This window comes from Nocardiopsis baichengensis YIM 90130 (genome assembly GCF_000341205.1).
Lineage (GTDB): Bacteria > Actinomycetota > Actinomycetes > Streptosporangiales > Streptosporangiaceae > Nocardiopsis_A > Nocardiopsis_A halophila.
In genome coordinates, this window is the sequence record NZ_ANAS01000023.1 from 1 (window position 1) to 19,766 (window position 19,766).

The 19,766-nt window shown below is 72.6% G+C and carries 18 protein-coding genes; 14 read left to right on the forward strand and 4 right to left on the reverse strand.

Going from position 1 to position 19,766, the window contains the following annotated elements; genetic code table 11:
- The 4 genes from C892_RS0119080 to C892_RS0119095 form a co-directional block, all read left to right on the forward strand.
- On the forward strand, window positions 1-789 hold a 789-nt coding region (locus tag C892_RS0119080), incomplete at its 5' end, for an LVIVD repeat-containing protein (RefSeq protein ID WP_017558483.1).
- A 136-nt stretch (window positions 790-925) separates the two neighbouring features.
- Window positions 926-2,332, forward strand: a complete 1,407-nt coding sequence (locus C892_RS0119085) for an LVIVD repeat-containing protein (RefSeq protein WP_017558484.1) — start codon at window positions 926-928, stop codon at window positions 2,330-2,332.
- A gap of 177 nt (window positions 2,333-2,509) precedes the next feature.
- Window positions 2,510-3,859, forward strand: a complete 1,350-nt coding sequence (locus C892_RS0119090; protein WP_017558485.1) for a bifunctional folylpolyglutamate synthase/dihydrofolate synthase — start codon at window positions 2,510-2,512, stop codon at window positions 3,857-3,859.
- Window positions 3,859-4,236 carry a DUF4233 domain-containing protein gene (locus tag C892_RS0119095; protein ID WP_017541507.1) on the forward strand — a complete coding sequence of 126 codons (378 nt, stop codon included), beginning with the start codon at window positions 3,859-3,861 and terminating at the stop codon, window positions 4,234-4,236. The genes C892_RS0119090 and C892_RS0119095 overlap by 1 nt, the downstream gene beginning before the upstream one ends.
- Window positions 4,237-4,346: 110 nt before the next feature.
- On the opposite strand, the gene C892_RS0119100 is transcribed toward C892_RS0119095, so the two are convergent.
- The 3 genes from C892_RS0119100 to C892_RS0119110 form a co-directional block, all read right to left on the reverse strand.
- The gene (locus C892_RS0119100; RefSeq protein ID WP_239647444.1) at window positions 4,347-4,766 is read right to left on the reverse strand and encodes a PIN domain nuclease; all 420 of its coding nucleotides are present in this window, start codon (window positions 4,764-4,766) and stop codon (window positions 4,347-4,349) included.
- On the reverse strand, window positions 4,766-5,020 hold the full coding sequence (locus C892_RS0119105) for a type II toxin-antitoxin system VapB family antitoxin (RefSeq protein ID WP_017541509.1): 255 nt from the start codon (window positions 5,018-5,020) through the stop codon (window positions 4,766-4,768). Before C892_RS0119105 ends, C892_RS0119100 begins: the two co-directional genes overlap by 1 nt.
- A 141-nt stretch (window positions 5,021-5,161) precedes the next feature.
- Window positions 5,162-6,616, reverse strand: coding sequence for an aminotransferase-like domain-containing protein (locus tag C892_RS0119110; RefSeq protein WP_017558487.1), 1,455 nt, complete (start codon window positions 6,614-6,616; stop codon window positions 5,162-5,164).
- A gap of 246 nt (window positions 6,617-6,862) precedes the next feature.
- On the opposite strand from C892_RS0119110, the gene C892_RS31620 reads away from it, so the two are divergent.
- Window positions 6,863-8,734 (forward strand): protein kinase domain-containing protein, encoded by a 1,872-nt coding sequence (locus C892_RS31620; protein WP_017558488.1) that lies wholly within the window; start codon window positions 6,863-6,865, stop codon window positions 8,732-8,734.
- 77 nt (window positions 8,735-8,811) lie between these two features.
- Here the strand turns inward: C892_RS31620 and C892_RS0119120 are convergent, their stop codons facing one another.
- Entirely contained in the window at window positions 8,812-9,219 is a 408-nt protein-coding gene (locus tag C892_RS0119120; protein ID WP_017558489.1) for a RidA family protein, read from the reverse strand.
- A 102-nt stretch (window positions 9,220-9,321) separates the two neighbouring features.
- Here C892_RS0119120 and C892_RS0119125 point away from each other — a divergent pair, with 102 nt between their 5' ends.
- The 9 genes from C892_RS0119125 (at window position 9,322) to C892_RS0119165 (ending at window position 19,749) form a co-directional block, all read left to right on the forward strand.
- On the forward strand, window positions 9,322-9,699 hold the full coding sequence (locus tag C892_RS0119125) for a winged helix-turn-helix transcriptional regulator (RefSeq protein WP_239647445.1): 378 nt from the start codon (window positions 9,322-9,324) through the stop codon (window positions 9,697-9,699).
- 253 nt (window positions 9,700-9,952) lie between these two features.
- On the forward strand, window positions 9,953-10,363 hold the full coding sequence (gene ndk, locus C892_RS0119130) for a nucleoside-diphosphate kinase (protein WP_017541515.1): 411 nt from the start codon (window positions 9,953-9,955) through the stop codon (window positions 10,361-10,363).
- A 191-nt stretch (window positions 10,364-10,554) separates the two neighbouring features.
- Window positions 10,555-11,589, forward strand: coding sequence for a rod shape-determining protein (locus C892_RS0119135; protein ID WP_026124486.1), 1,035 nt, complete (start codon window positions 10,555-10,557; stop codon window positions 11,587-11,589).
- 1 nt (window position 11,590) lies between these two features.
- Complete coding sequence (mreC, locus tag C892_RS0119140; RefSeq protein WP_017558491.1) at window positions 11,591-12,511, forward strand: rod shape-determining protein MreC; 921 nt, start codon at window positions 11,591-11,593, stop codon at window positions 12,509-12,511.
- Entirely contained in the window at window positions 12,508-13,074 is a 567-nt protein-coding gene (mreD, locus tag C892_RS0119145; protein WP_026124487.1) for a rod shape-determining protein MreD, read from the forward strand. The genes mreC and mreD overlap by 4 nt, the downstream gene beginning before the upstream one ends.
- The gene (gene mrdA / locus C892_RS0119150; RefSeq protein WP_017558493.1) at window positions 13,062-15,251 is read left to right on the forward strand and encodes a penicillin-binding protein 2; all 2,190 of its coding nucleotides are present in this window, start codon (window positions 13,062-13,064) and stop codon (window positions 15,249-15,251) included. Before mreD ends, mrdA begins: the two co-directional genes overlap by 13 nt.
- A gap of 8 nt (window positions 15,252-15,259) precedes the next feature.
- On the forward strand, window positions 15,260-16,441 hold the full coding sequence (rodA, locus tag C892_RS0119155) for a rod shape-determining protein RodA (protein WP_017558494.1): 1,182 nt from the start codon (window positions 15,260-15,262) through the stop codon (window positions 16,439-16,441).
- Window positions 16,442-16,498: 57 nt separating this feature from the next.
- Window positions 16,499-18,448, forward strand: a complete 1,950-nt coding sequence (locus C892_RS0119160; protein WP_026124488.1) for a TIGR03960 family B12-binding radical SAM protein — start codon at window positions 16,499-16,501, stop codon at window positions 18,446-18,448.
- Window positions 18,449-19,011: 563 nt separating this feature from the next.
- A complete protein-coding gene (locus tag C892_RS0119165) occupies window positions 19,012-19,749 on the forward strand; it encodes a TIGR03936 family radical SAM-associated protein (protein ID WP_026124489.1) in 738 nt (245 codons plus the stop codon).
- The last annotated feature ends 17 nt before the right edge of the window (window positions 19,750-19,766 follow it).

The window sequence follows — 19,766 nt, forward strand, 5'->3', positions numbered from 1 at the left end:
ATCTCGGTCATCGAGGTGCCCAAGGACGACCCGCAGGACGCGTCGGTCGTGTCCGAGCCGGTGCTCTTCCCCGACGGCGGGAACCCTCCGGGCACGCCGACCCGGGAGACCTCCGGGTGCCACGACATCACCGTCTACGCCGAGAGGGACATCGCCGCCGGGGCCTGCATGGGCGACGGCGTCGTCATGGACATCAGTGACCCGGTGAACCCCGAGGTGATCGAGACGGTGCGGGATGAGAACTTCGCGTTCTGGCACTCGGCGACGTTCACCAACAAGGGCGACGCGGTGATCTTCACCGATGAGCTCGGCGGCGGCGCCGGTGCCACCTGCAACCCCGAAATCGGCCCCGAGCGCGGCGCCGACGCGATCTACGAGCTGAAGGTGAAGAAGGGCAAGGGGGGCGGGCCCGCCCGAGCGGACCTGGCCTTCCAGAGCTACTTCAAGATCGACCGCCACCAGGAGGACACCGAGAACTGCGTGGCGCACAACGGCTCGCTGATTCCGGTCAAGGGCAAGAACTACTTCGTGCAGGCCTGGTACCAGGGCGGGGTGTCGGTCATCGACTTCAACGACCTGGAGGACCCGAAGGAGATCGCCTACTTCGACCGCGGCCCCTTCGAGGAGGACCTGAGCGGCTCGTGGTCCGCCTACTACTACAACGGCCACATCTACTCCTCCGAGATCCAGCAGGGGTTCGACGTCCTGAAGGTGGACGACAAGCGCCTGAAGCGCGCCGAGAAGGTGCGCTTCGACGAGCTGAACCCGCAGAACCAGCCCCGCTACTGACGGACCCGCACCACCGATCCCCACCTCCCGCCGTCCGCCCGCCCCGCGACCCGGGGCGGGCGGCGCACGAACGGGGCCGGGCGGGCCCGCACGCGTCCGCACGGCCCCTCATCTCCCACGGAACGAGGAGTTCTGCATGTCGCTATCCCCCAAGCGCAGACGGTTCGGGCGCCTCGGCGCCGCCGTCGCCGGCGCCGCGGGCCTGGCGCTGAGCCTGGCCCTGGCGCCTCCCGCCGCGGCGGACACCCCGCCGGCCGACGCGGTCACCAGTGACAACGTCGAGCACGTGGCGCACCTGCCCAAACCCGCGGGCCTGGAGAGCACCAACTCGGACCTGGCCTTCACCGGCGACTACGCCATCGGGGGCAACTACAACGGGTTCGCCATCTACGACATCTCCGAGCCGGAGGAGCCCGAGATCGTCAGCACGGTGCTGTGCCCGGGCGGGCAGGGCGACGTGTCGGTCAGCGGGGACCTGCTCTACTTCTCGGTGGACTACCCGCGCGAGAGCGAGGACTGCGGCGCGGCCGCGAGCACCCCGGCCGACGCCGACGCCTTCGAGGGCATCCGGGTCTTCGACATCTCCGACAAGGAGGAGCCGCGGTACGTCTCGGCCGTGGCCACGGCGTGCGGGTCGCACACCAACTCCCTGATCCAGGGCGAGGAGACCGACTACATCTACGTGTCGTCGTACTCGCCGAGCGACCGGTACCCGAACTGTGAGCCGCCGCACGACCAGCTCTCGGTCATCGAGGTCCCCAAGGACGCGCCCGAGGACGCCAACCTGGCCAGTGAGCCGGTCGTCTTCCCCGAGGGCGGCAACCACGACCAGGACGGCCTGCTGCTGCCCACCACCGGGTGCCACGACATCACGGTGTGGGCCGAGAAGGACATCGCCGCCGGGGCCTGCATGGGCGACGGCGTGATCATGGACATCAGCGACCCGCTCCAGCCCGAGGTGATCGAGACGGTGCGGGATGAGAACTTCGCGTTCTGGCACTCGGCGACGTTCACCAACAAGGGCGACGGGGTGATCTTCACCGACGAGCTGGGCGGCGGCGGCGCGCCGACCTGCACGCCCGAGGTCGGCCCGGAGCGCGGCGCCGATGCGATCTTCAAGCTGAACGCCAAGGAGGCCAAGGGCGACAAGCCGGCCAAGGCCAAGCTGAAGTTCCGCAGCTACTACAAGATCGACCGGCACCAGGGCGACGAGCAGAACTGTGTGGCGCACAACGGCTCGCTGATCCCGGTCAAGGGCAAGAACTACTTCGTGCAGTCCTGGTACCAGGGCGGCGTGTCGATCATCGACTTCAACAACCTCAAGAAGCCCGAGGAGATCGGCTACTTCGACGCCGACGACCGGGTCGACGGGGAGGTCGAGGTCAACACGAACACGTGGTCGACGTACTACTACAACGGATACATCTACTCCTCCGACATCAGCCGGGGCTTCGACGTCCTGAAGGTGGACGACAAGCGCCTTGAGAAGGCGGAGGACGTCGAGATGGACGAGTTCAACCCGCAGAACCAGCCGCAGTACTAGCGGTACCCACCCACCGGGATACCGGTGGGACGTGAGGAAACGAAGGGCCGCCGCCCCGCCGGGGCGGCGGCTCGCCGCGGTTCTCCGCCCCGGGGTGTCACCCGCGGGGTGAACCGGGCCACGGGTCGGCGTCTTCTACGCTGGGCCTGTGAGCATCCCGACCCCAATCACCGCGCCATGAGCAGCAAGCAGAGCGTCCACGACCGCTACACCCGGATCATCGCCGAGATCATGGGACGGCGCGTCGAAACCGACATCGACCCGACCACGGAGCGGGTGCGGGAGGTCCTCGACCTCATCGGCGACCCGCAGCGCAGCTACCGGGTCATCCACCTGACCGGGACCAACGGCAAGACGTCCACGGCCCGGATGATCGACGCGCTGCTGCGCGAGCGCCACCTGCGGGTGGGCCGCTACACCAGCCCGCACCTGCGGACCGCCCGCGAGCGGATCGTGCTGGACGGGGACGCCGTCTCCGAGGAGGCGTTCATCGACGCCTACGAGGACGTCATCCCCTATATCCGCATGATCGACGAGCGCTCCGAGGTGCCGCTGTCCTTCTTCGAGGTCATGACGGTCATGGCCTTCGCCGTGTTCGCCGACGCCCCGGTGGACGTCGCGGTGGTCGAGGTCGGCCTCGGCGGCACCTGGGACGCCACCAACGTCGCCGACGGCGACGTCGCCGTGGTCACCCCGATCGGCATCGACCACACCGACTTCCTCCCGGACACCGTCGAGGGCATCGCCGAGGAGAAGTCGGGCATCATCAAGCCCGGGTCCATCGCGGTCCTGGCCCAGCAGCAGCTCCCCGCCGCCGAGGTGCTCATGCGCCGGGCGGCCGAGGTGGGCGCGACCGTGGCCCGGGAGGGCCTGGAGTTCGGCGTCACCCACCGCGACGTGGCCATGGGCGGGCAGATGGTCAGCGTCAAGGGGCTGCGCGGGGGCTATGAGAACCTCTTCCTGCCGCTCTACGGCGAGCACCAGGCGAGCAACGCCGCGGTGGCCGTCGCGGCCGTGGAGGCGTTCGCCGCCCCGGCCGAGGGCGACGACGAGCTCGACCCGGAGATGATCGGGCAGGCGCTGGCGGGGGTGGAGTCCCCGGGGCGCATGGAGGTGGTGCGGCGCGGGCCGACGGTGATCGTCGACGCGGCGCACAACCCGGCCGGCATGACCGCCTCGGTCGCCGCCGTCGAGGAGTCGTTCGGCTTCACCCGGCTGATCGGCGTGCTGGCGGTGATGGAGGACAAGGACGTCGAGGGCATCCTCGAACCGCTGGAGCCGCTGGTGACCGAGGTGGTGGTCACCCGCAACTCCTCGCCGCGCTCGCTGACGGCCGAGGACCTGGGCGACATCGCCGAGGGGATCTTCGGCAGCGAGCGGGTGCACGTGGCCTCCCGCCTGGACGACGCCATCGACCGGGCCATCGCCCTGGCCGAGGACACCGCGGAGTTCTCCGGGACGGGCGTGCTGATCACCGGGTCGGTGGTGACGGCGGGCGACGCCGGCCACCTGCTGAAGGGGGACTGATGCGGACCATCTGCGCGGTGGTGCTCGCCTTCGAGGTGATCGTGATCGGGCTCGCCGTGCCGGTCGCCATCCAGCTCAGCGGCTTCTCCCCGGCGGTGGCCGGCGCGGTGTGGGGCGGACAGGCCCTGGCCGCGCTGGTCCTGGCGGCCCTGCAGCGCTTCACCTGGGCGCACTGGGCCGGGTGGGTCCTGCAGGGCACCCTGGTGGCCACCGGGTTCCTGGTGCCGGGCCTGTGGGTGCTGGGCATCATCTTCGGCGGCCTGTGGGTGGCCGGGGTGATGCTCGGCAGGAAGACCGACGCGATGAAGGCACGGGCCCAGGCCGCAGCAGAGGCGAACGGTGCAGGCGGACCCGCAGGAGCCGCCGAGGCGGGCTGAGCCCGGCGGCCGTGACCACGAAGGCGGGGGCGGTGCCGACCAGGGCACCGCCCCCGCCTTCACGCATGTACCACCGCCTCCGGCCCTCCGAGGCGAGGACGGGGAGCCGTTCAGATGCTGCCCTTGGGGGCCGCCCACTCCACCGGCTGCCCTGTGACTTCCGCGATCCGGTCGTAGTCGGCGTCATAGTGCAGGACGACCGCGCCGTTCTCCTCTGCCGTCGCGGCGATGACCAGGTCCGGGAGCCGGAAGTTCCGGTGGCGGCTGTAGGCCGCCAGTTCGCGGTGGACGTCCATGGCGCGGTCCATGGCCGTGCGTGTCACGTCCATCCAGCGCTGAGAGTGCAGTGCGTCCCATAGGGTCTCGTACGCCTTGGGGTCCGGAGCGTTGTTGAGGTACTCCAGAGCGACCATCTGGCAGGCGGCCAACCGACCGCTCAGCATCAGGTCGTCGAACCGCCTCTTCACCCCGGCATGGCGTGCCCGGAGAACATAGACCGAGGTGTCAGCGAGGTACACGGTCCCCGCCATCACCCGGCTTTCCTCTCGCGAGCCTCCTCTGCAAGGCGGGACAGATCGCGTCCACCTCCATATCCGAAGGAAGCCGACGACCCCTCGAAGTCCATGTCGACCTCGTCGAAGGCCTCGATCGCGGCCTTCGCCTTCCTGCGATCGGCAAAGCTCGCAAGGGCCGCGTTGATCGTGGCGACCTTCGTGCCGGTCCCCAACTCCTCGCGAGCGGCCTCCAGCCACTCATCGTTGACATCGATCGTGATCCGAGTCATGCACCAATTCTAAGGGGGGGAGGTGGAGGTTCTGGTGACAGATTGGCGCTGAAGTTGGTGTCACCAGTGTTGTCGGCGAGGCACCAATGGTTGGTCCGAGGTATTCGTTCGGGAGTGCCCCCCGCTGTGCGGACGCCCCCCTCATACGACCACCGCGCCCAGGGACATCGGGCGGGGGGCTCCCCGCGGGGCCGTGTAGGCGTTCCAGGCCTCGGCCAGGCGCCGTACGCCTTCGGTCAGGCGTTCCGGTGCGGGCGAGAACGGGAGCCGCAGCCGGTCCCCGCTGCCGCCCGAGGCGTCGATGGCCGGGCCGGGCAGGACCGCTACCCCGTGGCCGATCGCCACCTGGGCGAAGGAGGCGGCGTCGCCGCGCGGCAGGCGCACCCACAGGGTCTGCCCGCCCTGCACCGGCGGGCACTCCCACTCCGGCAGCAGCCGCCCCAGCTCGGCCCGGAGCAGGTCGTGGCGCTCGCGCAGTACCCCGGTGCGCCGCAGCCGCACCCGGTCGAAGTCCTCCAGCAGCCGCATCGCCGCCAGCTGCGAGGCCACGTCCCCGCCGAGGTCCCGCATCGACTTCAGCCGCGCCAGCCGCAGCACCAGCTCCTCGCGGGCCCGCAGCCAGCCCACGCGCAGGCCGCCCCACACCGACTTGCTCAGCGAGCCGACCTCCACGGCCTCACCGTAGGCCGCCAGCGACGGAGGGGCGGGGGAGCCGTCCAGCGCCAGGTCGGCCGCGACCCCGTCGTCCACCAGCACCGTCCCGTACCGGGCCGCCGCCCGGACCAGCCGGCGCGCCGCCGCCGGCGGCAGCACCGAGCCCGTCGGGTTCTGGTGGCGCGGCACCGTGTAGGCCAGCGCCGGGCGGTGCTCGGCCATCAGCCGCTCCGCCCGGTCCACGTCCAGCCCCTCCGGGCCGGAGGCCACCGGCAGCACCGACGCCCCCGCCGCCCGGAGGACGTCCAAGGCCCCGGCGTAGGTGGGCGCCTCCACCACGACCCCGTCGCCCGGCGCCACCAGGTGCTCGACCAGCAGCGACAGGGCCTGCTGGGCCCCGTTGGTGACGAGTACCTGCCCCGGCTCCGTCGGCAGCCCCTGGTCGGTGTAGCGCGCGGCCACCGCCTCCCGGAGCCGGGCCAGCCCCGCCGGGTGGTAGCCCAGATCGACCGGGCCGGGGAAGGCGAGGCCCGTATAGGCCCGCTCCACCTCGGGCGGGGGCTCCTCCGGGGCCGCGCAGCTCAGCACGATCGTGCCGTCCTGCGGCTCCAGCAGGTGCAGGAACATCGGGTTCTCGGGGCCGCCGTCCGCCGCCGGGGGCAGCGGCACGGCCTGGGCCACCCGGGTCCCGCTGCCCTGGCGCCGCTCGATCCGCCCCTCTCCGCGCAGCTCCTCGTAGGCGGCCACCACGGTGGTGCGCCCCACCGCCAGCGCCGCGGCCAGCGCCCGGTCCGGCGGCAGGACCGTCCCGGCCCGCAGCGTCCCCTCCTCGATCAGCCGCCGCAGCCGCCCCGACAGCAGCAGGTACAGCGGCCCCCGCCCCGCCGACCAGCGGCCCAGCAGCGCCGCCAGCCTCCGCGCGTCCACCTTCTCGGCTCCCATGGCGAACCATTGTGCCTTGATTGGCCCTGTACCGGCGGACCAATACGCGGTGGCATGGAGGCATGGAGCCCGCCGACACCGCAGGCCCCCGGCGCCGTCTGACCGAGGGGCGGCCGATGGCGCCCCGGGGCGCCGCCGGGGCCGGGAACGCCTGCGTGGCAGGGGATGCGGAGGCTGGTCAACGATCGGCCCGTTTGCCATGATGCACAGACCCCCGGCCCTTGGGCCCGACGTGGTGGAGGTCTCGTGCTCGGTCCCCTGCGTGACAGTGATCCGCGCCGGATCGGTCCCTACCGCATCCGTGCGCGCCTGGGCGCCGGCGGGATGGGGGAGGTGTTCCTGGGGCGCTCCAAGGGCGGCCGGCCGGTCGCGGTCAAGGTCGTCCGCGACGAACTCGCCGACGACCGCGGGTTCCTGCGGCGGTTCGGGCGGGAGGTGGAGGCCGCCCGCCGTGTCGGCGGCCACTACACCGCCCAGGTGGTCGACGCCGACACCGGCGGCACCCCGCCGTGGTTCGCCACGGCCTACATCGCGGGCCCGTCCCTGCAGTGGGCCGTCGACCGGCACGGCCCGCTGCCGGCGGGGTCGGTGACCGCCCTGGGGGCGGGCCTGGCGGAGGGGCTGGCCACCGTGCACGCCAAAGGCCTGGTGCACCGCGACCTCAAACCCGGCAACGTCATCCTGGCCGGGGACGGGCCCCGGCTGATCGACTTCGGCATCGCGCGGGCGATGGACTCCACGAGCTACACGCAGTCGCGGAGCGTGCTGGGCACGCCGGCGTTCATGTCGCCCGAGCAGGCGCGCGGGGAGGAGACCGGTCCCGCCAGCGACGTGTTCTCCCTGGGGAGCGTGCTGGCCTACGCCGTCACAGGCACCGGTCCGTTCGGGGCGGGTGCGCCGCACGCGGTCACCTACCGCATCGTGCACGAGCCCCCGGTCCTGGACGGCGTGCCCGGCGCCCTCGGCGCACTGGTGAGGTCCTGCCTCGAAAAGAGACCGGAGGGCAGGCCCTCCACGGACGAGGTGCTGGACGCGCTCTCCTCATCGGGCGAGGCCGGACAGGAGTGGGCGGACGGGCAGTGGGTGCCCGAGGCCGTTACCGAGGTCATCACCTTGGAGGCGACGAGGGCCCTGACGCTGGTCGGGGCCGGTCCGTCCAAAGCCGGCCCGAAGGGCGGCAAGCAGGGGAGGCAAGGGCCGAAGCCGCAGCGCGATGCGGAACCGAAGAGGGAGCGGGCGCCGGAGCGAAAGGCGGCGCCACCGCCAGGCTCCAAGAGCGCGAAGAAGCCGATCTCCCTCGGGGCGACGAAGGTGAACTGGGGCTTCACGGCCGTGAACTTCCGGGGACGCCACTACGAGCGGTTCACCGCGACGTTCCCGCCCGGAGGCACCAAGGGCGGGGGGAAGGTCAAGGGCACCTCCGTCTACACCGACGACTCCTCGGTGGGCCATGCCGCGGTCCATGCAGGGCTGATCACCCTGAAGCACGGAGGAACGGTCACTTTCGAGATCCGGCCGGGCGAAGAGGCCTATGCCGGTTCTCTGCAGCACGGTGTCGTGTCGGGCAAGGCCGGCCGCTCGCCGGGAAGCTTCGTGTTCCCCAAGGCGAAAAAGCAGGTGGCGGGCCAGAGGCCTCCCTCGTCCGTGGCCTCGAGCGCCCCCAAGGCCGCCACGGCGCCGAGCACCTCCGGCAGTGGCACGGCCGAAGGAACGGCCTCCCAGAACCAGTCGTCCAACGGCGGCTGGTGGCTGGCGGCGGGAGCGGCCGTGCTGGCGGTTCTCCTCTACGGGTACCACCCCGGCTTCTCCGGCTGGGCCAACCAGTGGGTCAACAGCGGCACCGACGACATACAGGTGGGCGACTGCATCGACCGCCTCTCTTCCACCACCCTGGTCGAAGTGCCCTGCTTCTCCGCCGCGGCCTCGCTCCGGGTCGCCGCCCTTCGCCCGATGAGCCAGGACAGCCTCTCTCCGGAGTACACCCCGGTCAGGTTCCAGGGCAGCACCATCGGGAGGAGGCATGTCTGCCAAGGCGTCGACGGTTGGACGGAGGGGGTGGACTCCGACTCGACGATCCGCCTCACCGACACCGTCGCGTGCGTGGTGCTCGACTTGTGACGGGGTGACCGAGGGGACCTCGCGAATCCGCCTTCCAGCGGACCCTGAGGCGTGCCTCCCCCTCCGCAGACCCCCGTTCAGTCGGTGACCGCCGTGGCCTCGATCTCGACCAGGTGGTCGGGGACGTCCAGCGCGGCGACGCCGATGACCGAGACCGGCGGCACCGGGGCCGACCCCAGCGCCTTCGCGGCGCGTTCGACGCCCTCCTGGAACGCCGGCATCAGGTCGGGCGACCAGTCCACGACGAACACCCGCAGCCGCGCGACGTCGTCGAAGCCCGCCCCCGCCTCGGCCAGGCCGGCGGCCACGTTCCGGTAGCACTGCTCGATCTGCGCGGCGAGGTCGCCCCGGCCGACGGTGGCCTGGTCGGCGTCCCAGGACACCTGCCCGGCCACGGAGACGATCCTCGACCCGGTGGCCACCGACACCTGGCGGTACAGGCCGATCTTCGGCAGGGCTTCGGGGGACAGCAGCGTGACGGCCATGTCGGTCCTCTCGTCTTCACTCTCTTGCGGTTACCCGGGAACCGTAAGAGAGTGAGCGGCGACATGGAAGAACGCACTTTCCAGTGACGGAGGAACCCGGTGGTGACCGAGCAGTACAGCGGCTCCGAGGGCGATGCGGACCTGCGCCGGGCGGACTCCCTGGCGCGCGAGATCTTCTCCGACGTCGCCAACAAGTGGGCCCTGCTGATCATCGAGGCGCTGGGGGAGCGGACCCTGCGCTTCAGCGAGCTGCGCACGGAGGTCGAGGGCATCAGCCACAAGATGCTCACCCAGAACCTGCGCATGCTGGAGCGCAACGGCCTGGCCGAGCGGACGGTCCACCCCACCGTCCCGCCGCGCGTCGACTACGCCCTCACCGGCCCGGGGCGCGCCCTGCGGGAGACGGTCGACATGTTCTGCGACTGGACCCGCGCCCACCTCGCCCACATCGAGGACTCCCGGACGCGGTTCGACGCGTGAGGGCGCGGCCCTCCCCGGGCGCGGTGCGGCGCCGGGTTCCGGCGACGGGTTCCGGCCCCGGGTTCCGGGGCCGGCACCCGGGGCCGGCATTACGGGCCGCCCCGAACCGGCCTCGGGAGCCCCGGCGCGCCGGTAAAGTTGCGCTCACCGGGGCCGACGGCGCACCCCCGGCCCGGGCCGACCGCCCGCCGAACGGTGCGAACCGAAACCGCCGGCCGCGCCGCATGACGCCTACACCCCTGAGGAGTACCACGTGGAGCGCACCCTTGTCCTGATCAAGCCCGACGGCGTGCGGCGGAGCATCATCGGCGAGGTCATCTCCCGGATCGAGCGCCGCGGCCTGAAGATCGCCGCGATGGACCTGCGCACGCTGGACGAAGAGACCGCCAAGACCCACTACGAGGAGCACGCCGAGCGCCCGTTCTTCCCCTCGCTGGTCGAGTTCATCACCGGCGGCCCGCTGGTGGCCATGGTCGTCGAGGGCGAGCGCGCCGTGGAGGCCTTCCGCGCCCTGGCCGGCGCCACCGACCCGGTCTCGGCCGCCCCCGGCACCATCCGCGGCGACTTCGCCCTGGAGGTCCAGGCCAACATCGTGCACGGCTCGGACTCGACCTACTCGGCCGAGCGGGAGATCAAGCTCTTCTTCCCCGAGCTGCAGGACTGACACCTCTCGGCCCTGCGGGCCGACGTCCCCGCCGCGCGCGTCCTCAGCGTTGCAACGATTCGGTGTGTTTGCGTAACGAGGCAACTCCCCAGCGTTACGATACGGGTGCTGGATCCACATCCGTGCTGGAACGAGACCCTATTGCCCGCCCCGTGCGCGACGCGCCGATTCGGTGCCGCTGAGGACGATTCATGACCACAAATCTCGCCTTTCTCGGCCGCGACATGGCGGTCGATCTCGGTACCGCCAACACGCTCGTCTACGTGCGCGGCCGGGGCATCGTGCTCAATGAGCCCTCCGTCGTCGCGCTCAACACCTCGACGGGCAAGATCGTCGCGGTCGGCGTCGAGGCCAAGCAGATGATCGGCCGGACCCCCTCCAACATCACCGCGGTCCGGCCCCTCAAGGACGGCGTGATCGCCGACTTCGAGATCACCGAGCGCATGCTGCGCTACTTCATCCAGAAGATCCACCGCCGCCGCCACTTCGCCAAACCGCGCGTGGTCGTGGCCGTGCCCAGCGGCATCACCTCGGTCGAGCACCGCGCCGTCAAGGAGGCCGGCTACCAGGCCGGCGCCCGGCGGGTGCACATCGTCGAGGAGCCCATGGCCGCCGCGATCGGCGCCGGGCTGCCGGTGCACGAGCCCACCGGCAACATGGTCGTCGACATCGGGGGCGGTACCACCGAGGTCGCGGTGATCTCCATGGGCGGCATCGTCACCTCCCAGTCCATCCGCGTCGGCGGGGACGAGCTCGACCAGGCGGTCATGACCTCGGTCAAGAAGGAGTTCTCCCTGATGATCGGGGAGCGCACCGCCGAGGAGCTCAAGTTCGCCATCGGCTCGGCCTACCCGACCGGCGCCGAGGAGCTGCACGCCGAGGTGCGCGGCCGCGACCTGGTCACCGGGCTGCCCAAGACGGTGGTGCTCTCGGCCGCCGACGTGCGCCAGGCCATCGAGGAGCCGGTGACCTCCATCATCGACGCCGTGCGCACCACCCTGGACAAGTGCCCGCCGGAGCTGTCCGGCGACATCATGGACCGCGGCATCGCCGTCACCGGCGGCGGCGCCCTGCTGCGCGGCCTGGACGACCGGCTGCGCCACGAGACCGGCATGCCCATCCACCTGGCCGAGAACGCGCTCGACTCGGTCGCCATCGGCTCGGGCACCTGCGTGGAGAACTACGAGCGCCTGAACCAGGTCCTCGTCCCCGAACGGCGGCGCTGAGATGCGGCGCGACGGCCCCCGCCCGCGCCTGGTGCTGGTCCTGCTGGTGGCGGCGTCCATCGCGCTGATGGTGCTGGACGGCCGCCCGGGGACCGACCCGGTCACCGCCGCAGGCCGCGCCGCGGCCGGCGCCGCCTTCGGCCCGGTCGCCGGGGCGGTGTCGGCCGCCGCCCGGCCCGTCGCCGACGGCTACCGCGCGCTCGCCGCCGCGCCCGGCGCCCAGGAGCGGATCGAGGAGCTGGAGGCGCGCAACCGGCGGCTGTCGGCCGAGCTCGACGCCGCCGAACAGGACGGGGTCCGCTCCGAGCGCCTCGCCGATCTGCTGCACCTGTCCGGGCTGGGCGGGTACGAGGTCGTCCCCGCCCAGGCGGTGACCCGGATGGGGTCGGGCGGCTACGCCGAGACCGTCACCCTGGACGTGGGCGCCCGCGACGGCGTCGCCCCCGACATGACCGTGGTCGACGGCCACGGCCTGGTCGGGCGGGTGATCCGGGCCTCGCACGCCACCTCCACCGTGCTGCTGTTCACCGACGGCGCCTCCTCGGTGGGCGCCCGCATGGAGGGCTCCCGGGAGATCGGCGCCGTGCACGGCAAGGCGCACGAGCTCGACGGGCGCGCCCCGGCCGTGCTGGAGCTCATGCAGGCCGACGCCCGCATCGAGGAGGGCGACCGGGTGGTGACCATGGGCTCGCACAACGACGCCCCCTTCGTGCCCGGCGTCCCGCTGGGCACGGTGACCCGGGTGCGCGACACCCCGGGGGCGCTCAGCCGCACCGCCGAGCTGCGCCCCGCCGCCGACCTGGGCGCCCTGGACGTGGTCGGGGTGGTCGTGGCCGGCCCGGCCGAGGACCCGCGCGACTCGGTGCTGCCGGAGAAGCCGGACGGCGACGCCGCCCGTGCGCCCCGGGAGGTGGGCCGATGAAGGGCGTGGTGACCGCGCTGCTGGTGGCGGCGGTGGTCCTGGTCCAGGCGGCGGTGGTCAACCGGCTCCCGCTCCCCTGGGGGGTGGGGCCCGACCTGGTGGTGCTGGCAGTGGCCGCCGTCGCGCTGCGCACCGGCCCCGCAGGGGCGGCCGCCACCGGGTTCTGCGCCGGACTGGCGGTGGACCTGCTGCCGCCGGCCGACCACGAGGCGGGCCGCTACGCGCTGCTGTACTGCCTGGCCGGGTACCTGGTCAGCCGCTACGGATGGGTGGAGGGCCGCGGGCGCGCCCGGGTCTACGGCACGGCCGCCGTGGCCGCGCTGGGCACCGCCGCCGGGTTCGCGCTGCTGGGCACCGTGCTGGGCGACCCCCGGGTGAGCCTGGCGGCGGCCGCGTTCGCGGTGCCGGTCTCGGCGCTGGAGACGGTGGTGGTCGGCCCCCTGGTGCTGGCCCCGATGGGGCGGATCCTGCGGGCGGTCTCCCCGGACGCCTACGTCGGCGCCTACCCCGACCTGCCCGCACCGGTCAGAAGCGGCGGAGGGATCGGCGGATGGCGCGGATGAGGCGGCGGCCGGGCGGACGCCCCGGGCGGCGCACGGCCCCGGGGGCGCCGGGCGGGGCCCCGGCCCCGCGCGCGGCGCCCGGCAGGGCCGGGCTGATCCTGGCCCAGGTGCTGGTGGTGGCGCTGTTCGCGGTGCTCGGCGCGCGGCTGTGGTACCTGCAGGTGCCCATGGGCGAGCACTTCGCCCGGCTGGCCGCCGCCGACCGCACCCAGGAGCTGGTGGTGCCCGCGACCCGCGGGCAGATCCTCGACCAGTCCGGCCGCCCGCTGGTGCGCAACCGCACCGCGCTGGTGGTCTCGGCCGACTGGCACGCCCTGCAGGCCATGCCCGACCAGGGCGCCGACGTGCTGGCGCGGGTCGCCGAGGCGGTGGGCGAGCCCGTAGAGGAGATCCGCGCGCGCACCCGGCTGTGCGGGCCGGAGGTGAGCCGGCCCTGCTGGCCCGGCTCCCCCTACCAGCCGGTCACCCTGGCCGACGACGTCGACGCCAGGGCCGCGCTGCAGATCCTGGAGCGCCGCGAGGACTTCCCCGGCATCTCCGCCCAGCAGCTGGCGGTGCGCGACTACCCGCACGGCGAGCTGGCCGCCCAGGCGCTGGGCTACCTGCAGCCGGTCACCCAGGAGGAGCTGGAGGCCCGCGAGGAGCTGCGCAAGCAGTTCAGCGGGGTGGACCAGGTGGGCCGGGACGGCCTGGAGGCCACCTACGACGCCGAGCTGCGCGGCACCGCCGGGGTGCGCACCCTGGCGGTGAACAACCGGGGCGAGGTGACCGGGGTGGTCGACGAGCAGCGCCCCGAGCCCGGGATGCACCTGGTCTCCACCATCGACCAGCGGGTGCAGAAGACCGTGGAGGACGCGCTGCGGCGCGGCATCGACCGGGCGCGCAAGGCGGGCCACCCGGCCTCCTCGGCGGCCGGGGTGGTGATGGACGTGCGCACCGGCGGACTGGTGGCCATGGCGAGCCTGCCGAGCTACGACCCCTCGGTCTGGCAGGGCGGCATCGACCAGGAGACCTTCGACGAGCTGCTCAGCGAGAAGGCGGGGGAGCCGCTGAACTCCCGGGTGATGCAGGGCCAGTACCCGCCGGCCTCCACCTTCAAGGTCTCCTCACTGGCGGCGGGCGTGCGCGGCGGGAAGCCGCTGCGCGGCACCTACTCCTGCCCCTCCTCCATCTCGGTGGGCAACCGCTCCTTCGAGAACTATGAGGGCTCCTCGCACGGCTCCCTGAGCCTGCACCGGGCCATCGTCGTCTCCTGCAACACGGTCTTCTACCAGATGGCCTACGACGAGTGGCGCTCCGACGAGCGCAAGAAGAAACCGGACGACGTCTTCGCCCGCACCGCCGAGGACTTCGGCTTCGGCGCGCCCACCGGCATCGACCTCCCGCACGAGGCCGCCGGCCGCATCCCCACCCGCGAGTGGAAGAGGGAGCTGTGGGAGGCCACCAAGGAGGAGAGCTGCGAACGCGCCGAGAGCGGCTACCCCGGTGTGGCCGAGGACGACCCCGGGCGCGCGTCCTACCTGAAGAAGGTCGCCGAGGAGAACTGCACCGACGGCTACCGGTGGCGCGCCGGCGACGCGGTGAACTTCGCCATCGGGCAGGGCGACGTGCTGGTGACCCCGCTGCAGCTGGTGCGCGCCTACGCCGCGGTCGCCAACGGCGGCACCCTGTGGGAGCCGCGCGTGGGCAAGGCGCTGGTCTCCGCCGACGGCGAGCGGGTCGAGGAGATCGAGCCGCAGAAGGCCGGTGACCTGGAGGTCGACGGCGAGGTGGTGTCCTACCTGCAGAAGGCGCTGACCGCGGTGCCCGAGCAGGGCACCGCCTCGGGGGCCTTCGGCGGGTTCCCCCAGGACCAGGTGTCCATCGCCGGCAAGACGGGGTCCGGATCGGCCCTCGACAGCGACTCCACCGCCTGGTTCGCCTCTTATGCCCCGGCCGACGACCCCGACCTGGCCGTGGTCGTGGTGGTGCCCAAGGGCGGCACCGGCGGCGAGACCGCCGCCCCCATCGTCCGGGAGATCTACGAGGGGGTCTACGGCTTCACCCGGGACGAGGAGGACGCCGGCGGCAAGAGCGTCGAGGGCGGCGATCCGGACCTTCCCGGCGGGGAGCCCCGCCGGGGGGAGCTGCCCCAGGTGCGGCCCGACGGCACCGTCGACCTGGCGGCGGGGGAGTGAGCGCGGCGATGTCCACCACGCACACCGCGCCCGAACCGCTGGGTCCGGGCCCCGCCGGCCGGGTGGCGCGCGCCGTCGCCGGGGCGCGACGGCGACGGCTGGACTGGGTGCTGGTCGGCACGGTGCTGGCGCTGACCGGGATCGGCGCGCTGCTGCTGGCCGCCGCCACCTACGAGCCCGGCCACCCGGAGAGCCCGCTGGCCTATCTGGAGCGCCACCTGCTGCACGTGGCGGTGGCGGTCGCCGTCGGGGCGGCGGTGGCCTTCGTGGACCACCGCAAGCCGCGTGCCTACGCCCCGGTCGTGTTCGCGCTCTCGGCCGTCCTGCTGGCGCTGGTGCTCAGCCCGCTGGGCCAGGTGGTCAACGGCTCGCGCTCGTGGGTCGCGCTCGGCCCGGTCCAGCTCCAGCCCTCGGAGTTCGCCAAGGGCGCGCTGGTGCTGATGATCGCCGTGCTGCTGGGCGAGCCGCGCGACGGCGAGACGGCGCCCACCAGCCGCGACGTGCTGTTCAGCCTGGCCGCCCTGGCGGTGCCGCTGGGGCTGGTGATGCTCCAGCCCGACCTGGGCACGGGCATGGTGGTGGGCACCACCTACCTGGCGATGCTGGCGCTGTCGGGGGCGCCGCTGCGGTGGATCCTGGCGCTGCTGGGCTGCGGGGCGGCCGCGGGCTTCTCGGTGTGGTGGTTCGGCCTGCTCAAGTCCTACCAGCTGGCGCGCTTCACCAGCTTCCTGGACCCCTCCGCCGACCCGCGCGGCACGGGCTACAACGCCACCCAGGCGATGAACGCGGTCGGCTCGGGCGGGATCAGCGGCTCCGGGCTCTTCCAGGGCCAGCTGACGGCCGGGCGGTTCGTGCCCGAGCAGCACACCGACTTCATCTTCACCGTGGCCGGGGAGGAGCTGGGCTTCGTCGGAGGCATCGCCGTCATCGGGCTCCTGGCGCTGATGCTGCTGCGGATCCTGCGCATCGCCGCCGGGTGCGAACAGCCCTACGGCCGGCTGGTGTGCGTGGGGGTGGCCGCCTGGTTCGCCTTCCAGAGCTTCATCAACATCGGGATGACCCTGGGCATCACGCCGATCACCGGGATCCCGCTGCCCTTCGTGTCCTACGGTGGCAGTGCCACCATCGCCAACATGGCGGCGGTGGGGCTCGTCCTGGGCGTGAACGCGCGCGACCGGGGCTTCGAGTAGGACGGCATACCCTGAGAGGGCACGTGCCGCACATCCGACCCCGGAGGCGACAGACCCATGTCCTTCACTGCCGGTGAGAGCGTCCTTCCACGTCTGGAGCCCTTTCTGCCCCAGGTGCAGAAGCCGGTCCAGTACGTCGGCGGCGAACTCAACTCCGTCGCCAAGGACTGGGAGGGCGCCGAAGTGCGCTGGGCCCTGATGTACCCGGACGCCTACGAGGTGGGCGTGCCGAACCAGGGCGTGCAGATCCTCTACGAGGTCCTCAACGAGCGCGAGGGGGTGCTCGCCGAGCGCACCTACGCGGTCTGGCCGGACCTGGAGGAGGTCATGCGGGAGCACGGCATCCCGCAGTTCACCGTGGACGCCCACCGCCCGGTCGGCGGCTTCGACGTGCTCGGGGTCAGCTTCGCCAGCGAGATGGGCTACACCAACCTGCTCACCGGGCTGGACCTGGCCGGGATCCCGCTGCACGCGGCGGACCGCACCGGCGACCACCCGGTGGTGCTGGGCGGCGGGCACGCCGCGTTCAACCCCGAGCCCGTCGCCGACTTCCTGGACGCCGCGGTGCTCGGCGACGGCGAGGAGATCGCCCTGGCGATCACCGAGGTCGTGCGGGAGTGGAAGCGCGAGGGGCGCCCGGGCGGCCGCGACGGGCTGCTGGAGCGGCTGGCGGCCGGGGGAGGGGTGTACGTCCCGCGCTTCTACGACGTGGAGTACCGCCCCGACGGCCGGATCGCCGGCTACCGGCCCAACCGCCCGGGGGTCCCGTGGCAGGTGCAGAAGCACACCGTCATGGACCTGGACTCCTGGCCCTACCCCAAGGCGCCGATCGTGCCCGTGGCCGAGTCGGTGCACGAACGCTACAGCGTGGAGATCTTCCGCGGCTGCACCCGGGGCTGCCGGTTCTGCCAGGCGGGCATGATCACCCGCCCGGTGCGCGAGCGCAGCAAGGAGACCGTGCAGTCCATGGTCGACGAGGGCGTGCGCAACACCGGCTTCCAGGAGGTCGGGCTGCTCTCGCTGTCCAGCGCCGACCACACCGAGATCGGCGGCATCGCCAAGGGGCTGGCCGACGCCTATGAGGGCACCAACACCGGCCTGTCGCTGCCCTCGACCCGGGTGGACGCCTTCAACATCGACCTGGCCAACGAGCTGACCCGCAACGGGCGGCGCTCGGGCCTGACGTTCGCGCCCGAGGGCGGGAGCGAGCGGATGCGGCGGGTGATCAACAAGATGGTCACCGAAGAGGACCTGATCCGCACCGTCACCGCCGCCTACGAGGCCGGGTGGCGCCAGGTCAAGCTGTACTTCATGTGCGGGCTGCCCACCGAGGAGGACGAGGACGTCCTGGCCATCGCCGACCTGGCCAAGGAGGTCGTGCGGACCGGGCGGGAGGTCACCGGGCGCAAGGACATCCGGTGCACCGTGTCCATCGGCGGGTTCGTGCCCAAGCCGCAGACGCCCTTCCAGTGGGCGGGCCAGATCCCGGCCGAGACCGTGGACGCCCGGCTTCGCAAGCTCCGGGACGCGCTGCGCGGCGACAAGCGCTACGGCAAGTCGGTGGGGCTGCGCTACCACGAGGGTAGCCCGTCCATCATCGAGGGCCTGCTCTCGCGCGGTGACCGCCGCGTGGGCGCCGTCGTCGAGCGGGTCTGGCGCGAGGGCGGCCGGTTCGACGGCTGGAGCGAGCGCTTCTCCTACGAGCGGTGGGTGCGCTGCGCCGAGGAGGCGCTGGCGGGCGAGCCGGTCGACGTGGACTGGTTCACCGTGCGCGAGCGCGACGAGGACGAGGTGCTGCCCTGGGACCACCTGGACGCCGGGCTGGACCGGTCCTGGCTGTGGCAGGACTGGCAGGACGCCCAGCACGGCGAGGAGTCGGTGGAGGTCGACGACTGCCGCTGGAACCCCTGCTACGACTGCGGGGTGTGCCCCAGCATGGGCACCGAGATCCAGATCGGCGTGGCGCCCGCCGACCGCTCCAAGCTGCTTCCGCTGAGCGTGGTCTGACGGCGTCCCCGGCCGGGCGCCGTCCGACGGGAGCCGTCGGAGGCGGGGCGCCGGGATGTGAGGTATGGCCCGGTGCCCCGCTCGCACCGGGCCATACGCGTAGTAGGACGGACGTCGGCCCCCGATGGTTTGCACGATCGGCGAAAAATCTCGAAGAAACTTTTGAGAGCGGCGTCTTCGCAGCCCATGGCGGTGGAGTCGGGGTGGTGCGGGCATGGTGCGCCAGGGCCGGAGGGCGCCGGCGGGGGGCGTGTCCGCTTTTCAACCGGTGTCGGCCTGGGAAGAGCACGGGTGTGCCCTGACCGCGTCGGCGGCCGCCAGGCCCCGTTTCGTCGGGTGATGGGCGCTCGGCCCGGGGCGGTGGCGCGCTCCGCCTCCCGCGGGCCGTACGCTGAATGGGACGTGAATTCCCCAGGTGGGTGTGTCGTGGAGGTATCGGCACCCTGCCAGGGGGGTCGACGAGGAAAGGAGTTCCGCTGCCCCCCGCACCTGAGGGCACCGCTTCGCCCGCCGACGAACGACCCGCACCCAAGCTGCGCGTGCGCTATGCCAAGCGCGGCCGGATGCGCTTCGCCAGCCATCGCGACATCGCGCGAGCGCTGGAGAGGGCGATCCGCAAGGCGGGGGTTCCCGTGGCGTACTCGGCGGGGTTCAACCCCCATCCGAAGATCTCCTACACCGGCGCCGCCCCCACCGGGGTGGCCAGCGAGGCGGAGTACTTCGAGATGGCGCTCGCCGAGCCCGTACCGTCGGCGCAGGTGTGCGCCGGCCTCGACGCCGCCCTGCCCGAGGGGTTGGACGTCGTGGAGGCCGTCCAGGCGGGACCGGGAGGGCTGGCCGACCGGCTGCAGGCCTCGCGGTGGCGGGTGGAGCTGCCCGGCGTCGCCCCCGACGGCGCCGAGAGTGCGGTGGCCGCCTTCATGGCGGCCGAGAGCGTCGAGGTCGAGCGGCTCACCAAGAAGGGCCGCCGGCGCTTCGACACCCGAGCGGCGGTCGTCCGACTGGAGTCGGACTGGCGCGCCGTAAGGGAACAAGACGCGACATATGCCATACTTCAGATGGTCGTCCGGCATACCGCACCTGCCGTACGGCCGGACGACGTGGTGACCGGCCTCCGTCACGCGGCCGGCCTGGCGCCGCCGTCATCGCCGATGATGACCCGGCTGGCGCAGGGGCCGTTGGACGAGGGCTCCGGAGGGATCGCCGACCCGTTCGCGACGGATCGACGGGGCGCGACCCCCGGACCCGCGGAGGGGGAGCGGCAGGCGCCGTCCCCTTCGGGGAGCGCGGGCCCGACATGAGGACTTTGCCCCGGCGG